This window comes from Actinospica robiniae DSM 44927 (assembly GCF_000504285.1).
Classification (GTDB): Bacteria; Actinomycetota; Actinomycetes; order Streptomycetales; family Catenulisporaceae; genus Actinospica; species Actinospica robiniae.
In genome coordinates, this window is sequence record NZ_KI632511.1 from 5,793,857 (window position 1) to 5,805,368 (window position 11,512).

The window sequence follows — 11,512 nt, forward strand, 5'->3', positions numbered from 1 at the left end:
AGGTGGATGACCAGCGGGGGGACGTGCCTATCGGCGGCCGAGATGGCGGCGGACGGTGCGGGGGGTGAGGTTCAGGCGCTCGGCGATCTGCGCGCTGGTCAGTTCCGGGTTTCGGCGGGCGAGGTCGAGGACGGCGTGCCGGCTGGTCAGGCCCCGGCCCTTGCCGATCCGATCAGGCAGGTCCCCGGTCGCGGGGGTGATAGGGACTGTCGAGGCAGGTCCGGTCAGGCCCGGAAGTGTGGCAGGGAAAATGTCCGCCCTGTCTCTCACCGCGCCGTGATCGCGCAGGTCAGGGGGCAGCCGAAAATGTCCTCTCGCTGCGGACATTTTCGGCTGGTGGGGCCGTGACGGTGCGGCCGAGGCGAGGATGCCGCGTCTCCACGCAGCCAGGACGGGCCGCGGTGCGAGCAGAAGCGCGAGCACGGGATGCTCAGGGTGGCGTCGTTCGCGGCGGGTGAATGCGGCGGCGGCACTGCGCAGCAGTTCGATGTACAGGGCCCAGACGCAGGGCATCGCGGCGTGCGCGATCAATTGGGCGTGGTCGCCTGCTGCGGTACCTCGGGTGTTGAGGTAGACGGTGGCGGCCGTGGCGGCGTAGACCGCGAGCCGTGCAAGCAGATGGGGTAGGGCCATCCTGAGCAGCACGAGTTCCAGGATGCTGAAGGAGCCGATGCTTGCGTCGAGGGTGACCGGCGCGGTCCAGGCCCAGCCTCTGAAGCTCGGGCGCATCTGGGTACTGACCGTGTGGAACGAGGCGAGCATGCCGATGCCGGCGATAGCGCCGGCCAGGGCAGTGGCGATGGCCAATGCAGCCAGATGCGTTCTACTCATCCGCGACCTGCGGATCGGCGCTGCCGGCTGCATCTGCTCTCCTGACTGGTCGAGTCCGGGTTTCGGGGTCGATGCGAGACGCGGAGCCCGGCTCGGGGAGACTGTCCCGAGCCGGGCTATATCTGCGGGCAGGTTACGTGTCGGATGTGTCGAGGATCAGGGCGAGCACGAGGGCGGGCAGGGCGTAGGGCTCGGCGGCGGTGACCGCGACTCCGATCGAGGTCTCGGGCCGGGTGACGGTCCACAGAGCCGGGGCGCAGCGCGTCGAGTAGTGGTAGGCCAGGCGGCGGTTAGTGGACAGACAGGTGTATTCCTCCACGACCCTCCCGTCATGGCGAGTCCTGCTGTAGACCCAGCCCAGGCTCGCGAGCACCTCGCCGGGATACAGCGTCGGCCGATGCGCGGGCTCCTGGGCCTGGATGGCGGCGCGCGCCGCCGCGAGCCACAAGGCACAGGATGGTGCGGGGTCACACGCACGCCAGTGGCCCGGTTCACCGATACCGCCGGGCAGGATGCCCAGGCAGATGTAGGCGGATCCGTCGAGGGTGTTCTGGTCGATCGTCATGTGCAGCAGGCAGTTCGGGCTGACGAGCCTGGCGGTCTGCACGTCCGGGCTATCGGCCGTGTACCTCACCTCCCAGCCGTCGTCGGCGAGGGCGGAGATCAGGCTGCGGCACTCCTTGCTGCGGGGTGAAGCGTTGTCAGGGCAGTAGTTCATCGTTGGGCGGTCCTTCTCCTCGTGTCGTGCGGCGGGCGAAGGAGGCGAAGCCGGTAGCGTGGGCGGGCGCGGCCCGGACTCATTAGTGGTGAGTCCGGTCCGCGCTTTCCGCCTGGCTGCTCGCCGGTCGCCCGCGCGGCTTAGAGTGGGCGGCGCGGGGCCGGGATTTGCGGGAACCAGTCCGGATCATCTGGGCCCTGCGGCTGGTCCGGGCCGTCTTCCGGTCGTGCCGAAGTGGCAGGTCGGGGCGGGATGGGGCCTTCGACGATTGCCTCGAGCTTCGCGGTCCCGCCCGCCAGCTCAATGGCCAGATTCGCGGCGATCTGGGCCTGCTGGAGCCATACGATCGCGGCCTTGTGCGCGCCCCACGCGTGGTGTTGCTCTGCCTCCGCCAGGAGCATGTCCGCCTCAGCCACCGCTTGGGCGGCCGTGCCCGGCCGGGCTTCAGGTTCGGGCTCGAGCAGTCGGCGCAGTTCGACCGACCCGAGGTCGCGGTGCAGGTCCTCGAGGTCGCTGCGGTGCCGGTCCCCGCGACCGCGCGCCTTGGCTGCCGCCTCGCGCACGCGGTCGGCGACGCTGTCGTACCAGTGCTCGAACAGCTCCTGGGCTTCCCGGGCGGTCAGGTGCGGGCGGTTCACCGGCACATCACCGCCTCACGGGTTTCGATGTCGTCGTCGATGCGCAGGCAGATCGTGACCACCTCTTGGCGGATCCGACTGAGCGCGTGATCGAGCAGGTCGATGCCCTGCAGCGGGGGGATCGGCCGCCCGGTGGGCGGGGCCGTGGCGGGGCCGAGCGCGTCGCGAACAGCCGCGAGGACCGATACCGCGAGCTCTCCTGGCATGGTCAGCGTCCAGGAGCCCAGGCCTTTCGCGGGGCTGAGGCTGTAGAGCAGGGTGCCGGTCTCGTACGGGTCGGCCGCGTGCAGGATCAGGCGGCCGCACGGCGCGGAGGCGCGGAACGTCGGCGTTGCGGACGCGGGACAGCACGGGCAGGGCCGTTCGGTCCTCCAGCCCTCCCGTTCGGGCCAGTCGGACACGTCTGTGGCGGCGTGCGGTGATGGTGGCGCATTCATGGTCTTGCTTCTCCATTTTCGGGTAGTGCGTGCAGGGATGGTGCTGCTCCATGCGCTGTGCCTGGCGGGGCGCGCACTCGACTCCGGGGCTCGTGCACGACGTTCACTGGTCGGACAGATACCGGTGGGCGAGCGCGAGAATGTGCTGCTGCTGTCCCGGGGTGATCGATTCCAGGTAGCCGCCGAACTCGGCCGTGCGCACTGCTGTGGCTTTGCGCAGGGCGGCGAACACCAGTCGCAGCACGGCGATCTCGGTGGCGGGAGTGCTTCGGATGCCGGCGAGCTCGAAGGCGGGAGCGGTGTGTGCGAGTAGCAGCCAGTGCAGGTCGGGGTGCACCAGCGGAAGGCTGCTTTGGGAGAGCTGGGCGCGGTGGTGATACGCCAGGGCCGTGACATAGGCGGCTGCGTCGTATACCTGGGTGCGAGTAGGCGGCACGGGTCCGGGACGCGGCGGCGGGGGCGGCTCCTGCGCGTGCTGTGTCTCGCTGCTGGGATCGGTCATGCCATGACTCCAGGAAAGTGTGATGCGAACAGGGAAAAGGGCGGCGAGGACGACAAGGGCGGCCAGCCCGGGTGTCGCGGGCAGCTGATATCCGGCCGCATGAGGTGTCCTGCTGCCTGCGGCGTGGTGCTGGTGGGCCGGGGCGGGGCCCCGGCGGGCCGCCCCCGCCGTGCGGCGACGTGAGGTCGCGGGCCGCACGGCGAGGGCGGAAAACTCCGGGCTTGTTACTGCCCGGCAGCGGTGGCCTGGGCTGATTCCGGCTGTGTGTCCGGCTCCGCCTGCTCTTCCGCCTGTGCCGGGGTGGTTCCGGTGATGATCTGGACACTGACCCGGGTCTCGGCCGGGTCGGCGTCGGCGCGATCGGGGTCCAGGCCGCCCGGGATGGCCAGGGCCTTGATGAAGGCGGCGATGGCCTCGGCCGGGCAGTTGTCCCCGAACTGCGCGCGCCATCCGCCGCGCGGGGCCTCGGGGTCGGTGTAGGTGACCAGCCAGAGTCCGCCCATCGGGTTGCCCGCGTAGCGGGCGGACTCGGGCCCGAACTCGATGCGCAGCCGCTCATCCGGGCTCACAACCCAGCTCATCTCGTTCTCGTCCGCACCGCGTCGGAAGCCGGCCTCGGCACCGGCGTTCAGAGCGGACTCGGGCAGTCCGCAACCGGCCGCGTAGGCGGGCACCGTGCGCGCGGGGGCCTCGACGGTGTCAGCCGGGGCGGCTTCCGTGGTGGTGTCGGGCGTGCCGGTGCGGCGGCCGGTGCGGGCGGGGGTACGGGTAGCAGTCATGACAGGACATTCCTTTACTGGTTGATGGGGTGCTGGGGTGAACCCGTCGCCGGACCTTGTCCTGCGGGCAGGGTCGGGCGCGGTGACGGGAGACAGGGGGCCGCGACGCGGCTGGGCGGCGCACCAGATCGGCTGGATGGATGGGCGCGCCGAGGAGGAGAGACGTGCTGGGGAGATAAGAGCCAGGCAGGTAGGGTACGACCGGACCGGGCGCGCCTATTTGGGTTAGGCGCGGCCGGTTCCGTGTACGTCGTCCTTGGCTATGCGGCCTCGGGGGCGTCCTCGGTGCTCTCGGCCGGTGTGGTGTCGGCCGCTGTGGTGGGCGCGGCGGCGGGCGCCGCGTAGCGGCGGGGGTGCTCGCTCGTCATGGCGAGCTCGCCCCGGTTGATCAGGCCGCTGATGGCGGCGCCAGTGGCACCGGTCCCGTTGCCCAGCTCGTGAGCCAGTTCGGTCACGGTGAACTGTGCGCCCGGGCTGGCGGCGAACACTTCCAGGATCCGTGCGCCGATCGAGCCGGGGCGCGTGCCGCCACCCGTGCCAGTCGCCGCAGGGCGAGGAGCCGTGGCCACGGTGCGCGGCGGGCGGCCCGGCCCGGTGCCCAGGCCAAGGGCCGCGCCCATGGCCCGGTGCATGATCGAGAGCGTATCGGCGTCCGGGGCGGCGGAAGTCAGCAACTGGCAGAGCATGCCGATCAGTTCCGCCGTCGGCTCGGCAGCCGTGACCGCCTCCATCAGGATGCCGGTCAACCCGGCGGGGGCGGCGGCCTCCCCGTTGGTGTAGGGAGCCATCGCCGCAGTGAACGCGGCGCGGATGGGCGCGGCCATGGCCACGTAGGGGTCGGCCGGGGTAGCTGTGGGGGCGGTCGTCTGGGTCATGTCAGTACTCGCTTTCCGTCTTGTTTCGGGCCGGTCGGGTTAACCGGTGCCATGGACGCTATTCCCGTGCAATTAACGAAGTCAACTGATACGGGTACGTCCTTCGGGTGATTCTCGGAAACGCCGGGAAATAGGGAATTCCGGGCTCCGAGTATCAGTGTTCGGCCTCGCCCGGCTCGTCGCGGGATCCGGCTCGGCTCGGGCTCGTCGCGGCGCCGGCCGCGCCGGCGGACTGGAGGGGGCGGGGATCAGGACAGAGGGGATGCGAGCGGCCTCAGTGCGCTGGAGACTGTGTGCGCGGGGCGGACTGGATCGCGTGGATAGGTCGTCTATGACCTATCAGCCCCGGCCGGGCGCGCCGTGCACATAGCCAATGAGCTGTACGTATGCAGACACCTGCCCCTCCTTCAGGATCGAGGAGGCCAGGGTGGCGCTCAGCGCCGGGCTCAGGGTGGAGGTCAGGGAGGGCGGGGTCCGGGTAACCGCACATTGATTCGCTCCTGCGTTCCTTCCCGGTCTCAGTCACCTGTTGCCAGCGGCTACGGCCCTGCGACTCGGGCGCGCCGCAAGCCCGGGGGCGTTTGGAGCGGCAGCCTATTTAGTGTTCGCCCCGATTTACCGGGGCCCCGCTTTATGTTTTCGACGATAGCGGTCCGCCGGATATTCCGGGTGCGCAATTACCCCCGGTCGGCGAAGGTTCTTCACGGCGAATTCCGTGGGCGGCGGCGCGTAACACGGCGCGCGCGGTCATTCCTTGGTGGGTCTACAGATACGGGGATGTGCGGTGAGGAAATGCTGGAGGGACTCCGCTGTCCGAGCCCATTTCTGGTAGGCGGTGGGCAGGGCGGAGTGCTGCACGGCCTGGGCGGCCTTCCACAGTGGGATGCTCCACCAGCCTGGGACGCGCTGGAGGTGGCGGTAGAACTGCTGCGCGGCGTAGGCGGGGTTCATGATCTGTTGGGGTGTGCCCCAGCCCTGGGACGGGCGTTGCTGGAACAGGCCCAGGCTGTCGCGGTCGCCGTGGTCGAGGTTCTCAAGGCTCGACTCCTGCATCGCCGTGGCCAGCGCGATTACGACTGCGCGGTCCGCCGGCTCGATGCCGTCGTCGAGGGCGACCTGGCTGATGACGGCGGCGTTGGCAGCCTGTTGTGCGGTCAGGTTCAGCCCGCCGCCGTGGATGCCGCCGTCGAGGCGGCAGACGACCGAGCCGTAGTCGCCGCTCAGCTGCGGAGCGCGCAGGCTGCTGTCGCCGGAGCCGAGCAGCCCACCGGTAACCAAGCTGAGGACCGCGGCCGCCGCGGCTGCGATCAGCAGCAGGAAGACCCTGGTGGTTTATTCGGCAGGGTTCTGATCTCGTAGGGTTGCCTGGCGGGCGGCTTGTCTCCGATCTTCGCCTGCGGGGAGGATGAGGGTCGTGTCGATGCAGCCCGCGCCGTGGCCGGAGCCGGATCCGCAGGTTGCTGCGGCGATCAAGGCGATCTACCGGCGCAAGGTGCTGCCGTTGGCGGTGCAGGTCAGGGACATGCTCGGGGAGGTGTTCCCGGATGAGGGGTTCGTGGCGGGGTTCGGGGTGCGGGGTCGGCCGGGCTATTCGCCGGGGCGCCTTGCGCTGGTGAGCGTGTTTCAGATGGCGCAGAAGCTGACCGATCGGCAGGCTGCGGAGGCGGCGGGCCGGGATCTGTCGTGGAAGTACGCGCTCGGGCTGGGGCTGGATGATCCCGGATTCGATCACAGCGTGCTGCCGGAGTTCCGTTCCCGGGTGCTCGAAGGTGGGCTCGAGCAGCATCTGTTGGACGTGCTGCTGGTCGCGTTGGTGGAGCGGGGCCTGGTCAAGGCGGGTGGGAAGCAGCGTACGGATTCCACGCATGTGGTCTCGGCGGTGCGGGATTTGAACCGGCTGGAGCTGGCCGGGGAGTCGGTGCGGGCCGCGGCCGAAGCCCTCGTCGCGGCGGCTCCGGGGTGGTTCGCGTCCGAGTTCGATGTCGCGGGTTGGTCGGCGCGCTACGGGCGGCGGATCGATTCTTGGCGTCTGCCGACCTCGCAAACCAAACGCGACCAGCTCACGGCCGACTACGGCCAGGACGGGTTCGCCCTGGTCAACGCCGTGTACGCGGCCTCGGCGCCGGTGTGGCTGCGTGAAATTCCGGCGGTGGGGGTGTTGCGGCGGGTGCTGCTGCAGAACTACTACGTGTACGAGGAGGAGACCGGGAAGCAGGTGATCAGACGGCGGGATGCGGAGAAGGACGGCATCCCGCCGGCCCCATCGCGGATCGCCTCCCCCTATGATCCCGAGGCCCGGTGGGCGGCCAAAGGCGATGACCTGTTCTGGTGCGGCTACAAGGTCCATCTGACCGAGACCTGCGACTGGCCGGATGAGCCTGCTCCCGGCGATGCCTCCCGCAGGCTGGATCCGCCGAACATCATCACCAACGTCGCCACCACGAACGCGACCGTGCCGGATGTGGCGATGACCGCGCAGGTCCACACCATGCTCGCCGATCGGGGCCTGACCCCGGCCGAGCACTACCTCGATTCCGGCTACCCGTCTGCGGCTCTGGTGCTCTCGTCCAAGGCCGAGCACGGGATCGACCTGGTCACCCCTCTGCTGGCCGACACCTCGGCGCAGGCCAAAGCCGGTGCCGGATACGACCGGTCGGCCTTCACCTTCGACTTCGGCGCCCGGAGTGCGACCTGCCCGCAAGGCCAGAGCAGCTCAGCGTGGACCCCATGCGTCCAGAACGGCACCGCGAAGATCGTCGTGACGTTCCCGGCGGCCGGCTGCATCCGATGCCCGGCCCGAGACCTGTGCACCCGCCGCAAGAAAGGCGGCCGACAAGTCACCGTGCCCCAGCGAGAAGTCCACGAGCTCCAGCTCAAAGCCCGCGCCGACCAGTCGACCAAGGCCTGGCAGGCCCGATACGCCCTCCGCGCCGGAGTCGAGGGCACCATCAACCAGGCCATCGACCTCGGGATCCGCCGGACACGCTACCGAGGCATCGACAAGACCCGACTACACCACGTCCTGACCGCATGCGCTATCAACCTGATCCGCCTCGACGCCTACTGGAACGGCCAGATTCTCGACCGAACCAGAACAAGTCACCTCGGCCGCCTCGAACTCTCACTTATCGCCTGACGAATAAACCACCAGGGTCCAGGAAGCAAAAGACGAGCGTACCGGCGGCGATCCCGGCTCTAGCGAGCACGCACATCTCCCTGGGGCGGCTACCGCTGGCTGGTGAGTTTCGGCGCGATCGGGATCGGGGCGCGCACCGCACGGTCACCCAGCAGCGGGGGGAGAAGCTTGATCCCTCGGTTCGTGAAGTGGCTCGGGATCTGCGGGAGCATCAGGCGCGTGTCGGTTCCGATCGGCCTCCAGGCCGGCCCGGCCAGCTGCTCGCCGAGTTCGTGGATCTGCGCAGTGAGGCGTTCGGCGGGCGCGGTGACGGTGGTGACGATCGGCAGCCCGGCCGCGTCCGGGATCCTCGCGAGCCGCCCGTGCAGCCGGTGCTCGCGTTCCGCGTCGGGCAGCTGGATCAGGATCGGGCGGTGCCCTCCGTAGGCGGCCGCGTAGCGCGCGTATCCCACGTGCTTCTCGGCCAACTGCGGCAGGTGCTCGCTGCCGGTGTCGTGTTCGAAGAAGAACCCGAACCCCTTCTCCGTCGCCGGGTCGCGGTGCACGGCGTAGGCGTCGGGGCGGATCAGATCCCCCCACAGGCCCGTGCACGTGTACTGGTTCCACCACGCGGCGAGCTGCCCGCGCGCGGCGAGGGAGACGAGCGCGTCGGTCAGCCCGATGGTGTGCGCCAGATCCGGGCGCGCACCCTGGCGCAGGAGCTTGGCGTGGTTGTAGCCGTATTCCTTCGGCGTCATGTCGTGTGCCGCCGCCGCCAGCAGCGCGCCGCGCGGGCCGAGGATGTAGCGGTAGCACTGCGCCCCGCACCACGATGCGCTGAGCGTCCGGAACCGGTCGAGTAGGCCGAGCTCGCGCAGCTGGGACAAGCGGTAGTTCATCGTGCGGGCGCGGGTGAAGGCCAGGGCGTGGATCTGCATCGCAGTCAGCAGCCGGTGCTCACCCAGCATCGCCAGCAGCCACCGATCCCGCGGTGTCGTGCGAAACAGCAGATAGGCCAGACCGTCGACGGGCGCCGGATAATTGCTCGAGCCACCGCGTCCTTTCGTGGCCGGGTTGAGAGGGATGGCCGCCTCGGTGCCAGCATCGGTGCGGGTCATGCGGATACCTCCTGCTCGGTGGTGCCGCTAGCGCCGGTGGTGCCGGGGGTTTCGGCTGGGATGTCGTTGCCGGTCAGTCGCGTGCGCAGTTCGGCTGCGCGGCCGGGGATGGCCGGTGGCATGGGCCTGGTCGCCAGCGTGCACGCGGGCTGTTCGGCTCCGGCGACCACGAGCCGGACGGCGGCCTGGTAGGCGCCGAGGCGCGCGAGGTCGTGTTCGCCGAGGTTGGGGTAGGTGTGTTTGGCGAGCTTCGCGGCGTCCTCGGGCGAGGCGTTGAAGTAGATCTTGTTGCGGGCGTTGGCGGAGATCGCTTCGCGCATCGCGGCCGGCAGCTGCACGAGGTCCTGGTGCGCGAGAATGAGCGAGAGCCGGTAGCCGCGCGCCTCGGCGAGCATGTCCTCGACCCGCAGCGGAAGGTTGAGGTAGGTGTGCGCCTCATCGACGACCAGCGCCGCGTCCGGCCGGTCCGAGTCCGGGTGCATCCCCGCGCGGGCGGTGGCTCCCTGCCAGGTCTTGGCGATCAGGAAGCTGCCGAGCAGCCGCGAGGTCTCCTCCCCGAGCACGCCCTTGGGCAGCCGAGCGAGCAGCAGCCCGCCGGAGAGCACCGCCTGGATGTCGATATCGGTGGGACCCGAGGCGATGACCTTGGCTGGGTAGTCGCGCATGAGGAACCCGCGCAACTTGTTGAGCAGCGGCGCCGTCAGCTGGGCGCGGGCGGCCTCGGAGTGCTGCTCGTAGCCCGCCCAGAAGTTGAGCAGCACCCGGTGCCGGTCGTGGCGCAGCGCGTCGGTGTAGCGCCGGCGGATCCGCGCGTCCGTCAGCAGCTCCGGCACCTCGGCCAGGGTCGGGAACGGCAGGTCCGCACGGGCCCGGTCCGCCTGCATCAGCGTCAGGCACGCGGCGCGCAGCAGGTCGTCTGTGCGCGGCCCCCAGAACCCGGCGTAGATCTTCGAGAAGATCCCGACGAGGTGGTCGGTGGCCAGGTACGGCTCCGCGCCGTCGAGCATGTTCACCCGCGGCACCGGCACGCTCTCGTCGCATGGGTCGAACAGCACGATCGGGCGCTCGAGCGCCGCGGACGGTAGCCGATCGAGGACGTTGGTCACCAGGTCGCCCATCGGATCGATCACGACCTGGCCGCGCCCGGCCGCGGCATCCTGCAGGATCAGGTTCACCAGCAGCGTGGATTTACCCGACCCGGTCTTACCCAGCATGTGCACGTGCTGGCGCGCATCGGCCACCGGCAACGCGACCGCACGCGGCGGACCGGCGTCCGCGTCGCCGAGCACCTTCGCGCCGCCGCCGGTGCCCGTGGGAAGGGCCGGGGCGGGCGGGGTCGAGCGGGCGCCGGCTCTGGTCAGGCCGGGGGCATTGACGTCCCAGGGCAGATGCGCGAGCGCGGCGAGCTCGGCGACCGAGTAGAGCTGGCCACGGCCCATGTCACGCGACCGGATGCGGCGGGCGGGACCCGCGAGTGTGCGGCGGCGCAGGAAGTTGCGGTCCGCATACACGCAGGTGGCCGACGCCAGGGCGTGCGCGGTACCGCGCGCCTGGGCCATCGCAACCGGGTCGCAGGTGCGGCGCCGCACGCGCTGACTCGGATTCGCGCCGGCCCGATCGGTGCCCGGGACAACAGCCGCGTAGCGGATCTCCGCCTCATACAGCGGGCCGGCGAGCTTGCCGGCGGCCGCGCGGGCGTCGGCGGCCAGGCGCGCGTCCATGAACGCTCCCGGCGCGACCTCCATACGGCCCGGGCTGATGGTGTCGAAGAGCATGGATCTGGTCGTCGTGTTCCGCTTGCCCTCCAGGCTGCGCAACCGGTGGCGCGCCCGCGCGACCCGCCAGGACGATGCGGGCCGCGCCAGCACCTGCACGCATGCGCCCTGGCCCGCTCCCAGCGCGGTCCCCGCGCCGATCAGCGCACGCAACGGATCCGCGTCGTGTTTGACATTCAGCGGCAGCGCCTCGGTGCGCGCGAGCACCAGCCGCCCGCCGGTGACCGCGTCGCCGGGGCCCGCCGGAGACAACGGGGAGACGGGCAGCGGCAGCGCTTTGGCACGGGCGCCGGGCCACGCAGCCTCGATCGCGCGCTCGACCATGCGTGGCGGGACACACCCCGGCACCCACATTCGGATCGCCAGTTCCCGGCCGGTGAACACGTACTCGAACGCGACGTGCGGCTGGCCGTGCACCAGCCGCGCGAGGCGCGGACGGTGCAACCCGAGCAGATTGCTCCACAGCGTGACCGCGCCTGACGGCGATGACTCGGGCGGGCAGGCGATCTCCAGCACACGCGCGCCGGTCAGCAACCGGTTTCTCTTGTGGCGCCGCATCCGGCTCACGGCTGCGGTAGCGCCGTACGCCGCGACTGCAGCCGTGGTCGAGATCTGCGGCCAGTCGCGTGCGGCCAGGGCGTTGGCTGCGCACAGTGCGGAGGTGAGCCAGCCGCCTGGCACGGTCGCGGTAAACGTCTCGATGTGTAGGTGCATCGCGATACGT

General features: G+C 70.3%; 11 protein-coding genes. 1 reads left to right on the top strand and 10 read right to left on the bottom strand.

The genetic code is table 11. The features are described from left to right. Nucleotides 1-27 precede the first annotated feature (27 nt). The 8 genes from ACTRO_RS24560 to ACTRO_RS24595 form a co-directional block, all read right to left on the bottom strand. The gene (locus tag ACTRO_RS24560; RefSeq protein WP_169739943.1) at nucleotides 28-831 is read right to left on the bottom strand and encodes a DUF2637 domain-containing protein; all 804 of its coding nucleotides are present in this window, start codon (nucleotides 829-831) and stop codon (nucleotides 28-30) included. Between the two features lie 133 nt (nucleotides 832-964). Beyond that, nucleotides 965-1,549 carry a hypothetical protein gene (locus ACTRO_RS24565; RefSeq protein ID WP_034266614.1) on the bottom strand — a complete coding sequence of 195 codons (585 nt, stop codon included), beginning with the start codon at nucleotides 1,547-1,549 and terminating at the stop codon, nucleotides 965-967. Between the two features lie 140 nt (nucleotides 1,550-1,689). Next, nucleotides 1,690-2,187 (bottom strand): hypothetical protein, encoded by a 498-nt coding sequence (locus ACTRO_RS24570; RefSeq protein WP_157436414.1) that lies wholly within the window; start codon nucleotides 2,185-2,187, stop codon nucleotides 1,690-1,692. After that, a complete protein-coding gene (locus ACTRO_RS24575) occupies nucleotides 2,184-2,624 on the bottom strand; it encodes a hypothetical protein (RefSeq protein WP_157436415.1) in 441 nt (146 codons plus the stop codon). The genes ACTRO_RS24570 and ACTRO_RS24575 overlap by 4 nt, the downstream gene beginning before the upstream one ends. 103 nt (nucleotides 2,625-2,727) lie before the next feature. Beyond that, a complete protein-coding gene (locus tag ACTRO_RS24580) occupies nucleotides 2,728-3,126 on the bottom strand; it encodes a hypothetical protein (protein ID WP_034266622.1) in 399 nt (132 codons plus the stop codon). A gap of 224 nt (nucleotides 3,127-3,350) precedes the next feature. Beyond that, nucleotides 3,351-3,905, bottom strand: coding sequence for an SPDY domain-containing protein (locus tag ACTRO_RS24585; RefSeq protein WP_034266624.1), 555 nt, complete (start codon nucleotides 3,903-3,905; stop codon nucleotides 3,351-3,353). A 260-nt stretch (nucleotides 3,906-4,165) separates the two neighbouring features. Beyond that, nucleotides 4,166-4,780 (bottom strand): hypothetical protein, encoded by a 615-nt coding sequence (locus ACTRO_RS24590; protein WP_034266627.1) that lies wholly within the window; start codon nucleotides 4,778-4,780, stop codon nucleotides 4,166-4,168. A 747-nt stretch (nucleotides 4,781-5,527) separates the two neighbouring features. Then, nucleotides 5,528-6,058 carry a hypothetical protein gene (locus tag ACTRO_RS24595; protein WP_051451329.1) on the bottom strand — a complete coding sequence of 177 codons (531 nt, stop codon included), beginning with the start codon at nucleotides 6,056-6,058 and terminating at the stop codon, nucleotides 5,528-5,530. Nucleotides 6,059-6,200: 142 nt separating this feature from the next. Here ACTRO_RS24595 and ACTRO_RS24600 point away from each other — a divergent pair, with 142 nt between their 5' ends. Next, the gene (locus tag ACTRO_RS24600) at nucleotides 6,201-7,916 is read left to right on the top strand and encodes an IS1182 family transposase (protein ID WP_157436768.1); all 1,716 of its coding nucleotides are present in this window, start codon (nucleotides 6,201-6,203) and stop codon (nucleotides 7,914-7,916) included. Between the two features lie 89 nt (nucleotides 7,917-8,005). Here ACTRO_RS24600 and ACTRO_RS43830 read toward each other — a convergent pair whose 3' ends face one another. Continuing rightward, nucleotides 8,006-9,013 (bottom strand): replication-relaxation family protein, encoded by a 1,008-nt coding sequence (locus tag ACTRO_RS43830; protein ID WP_051451330.1) that lies wholly within the window; start codon nucleotides 9,011-9,013, stop codon nucleotides 8,006-8,008. Continuing rightward, nucleotides 9,010-11,502, bottom strand: coding sequence for a type IV secretory system conjugative DNA transfer family protein (locus tag ACTRO_RS24610; RefSeq protein ID WP_051451331.1), 2,493 nt, complete (start codon nucleotides 11,500-11,502; stop codon nucleotides 9,010-9,012). Before ACTRO_RS24610 ends, ACTRO_RS43830 begins: the two co-directional genes overlap by 4 nt. Nucleotides 11,503-11,512: the final 10 nt, after the last annotated feature.

What these genes read in the sequence shown, in the direction of transcription:
- ACTRO_RS24560 (WP_169739943.1), bottom strand. Translation starts at nt 831, where the DNA reads ATGAGTAGAACGCATCTGGCTGCATTGGCCATCGCCACTGCCCTGGCC.
- ACTRO_RS24590 (WP_034266627.1), bottom strand. Translation starts at nt 4,780, where the DNA reads ATGACCCAGACGACCGCCCCCACAGCTACCCCGGCCGACCCCTACGTG.
- ACTRO_RS24585 (WP_034266624.1), bottom strand. Translation starts at nt 3,905, where the DNA reads ATGACTGCTACCCGTACCCCCGCCCGCACCGGCCGCCGCACCGGCACG.
- ACTRO_RS24600 (WP_157436768.1), top strand. Translation starts at nt 6,201, where the DNA reads ATGCAGCCCGCGCCGTGGCCGGAGCCGGATCCGCAGGTTGCTGCGGCG.
- ACTRO_RS24580 (WP_034266622.1), bottom strand. Translation starts at nt 3,126, where the DNA reads ATGACCGATCCCAGCAGCGAGACACAGCACGCGCAGGAGCCGCCCCCG.
- ACTRO_RS24610 (WP_051451331.1), bottom strand. Translation starts at nt 11,502, where the DNA reads ATGCACCTACACATCGAGACGTTTACCGCGACCGTGCCAGGCGGCTGG.
- ACTRO_RS24575 (WP_157436415.1), bottom strand. Translation starts at nt 2,624, where the DNA reads ATGAATGCGCCACCATCACCGCACGCCGCCACAGACGTGTCCGACTGG.
- ACTRO_RS24565 (WP_034266614.1), bottom strand. Translation starts at nt 1,549, where the DNA reads ATGAACTACTGCCCTGACAACGCTTCACCCCGCAGCAAGGAGTGCCGC.
- ACTRO_RS43830 (WP_051451330.1), bottom strand. Translation starts at nt 9,013, where the DNA reads ATGACCCGCACCGATGCTGGCACCGAGGCGGCCATCCCTCTCAACCCG.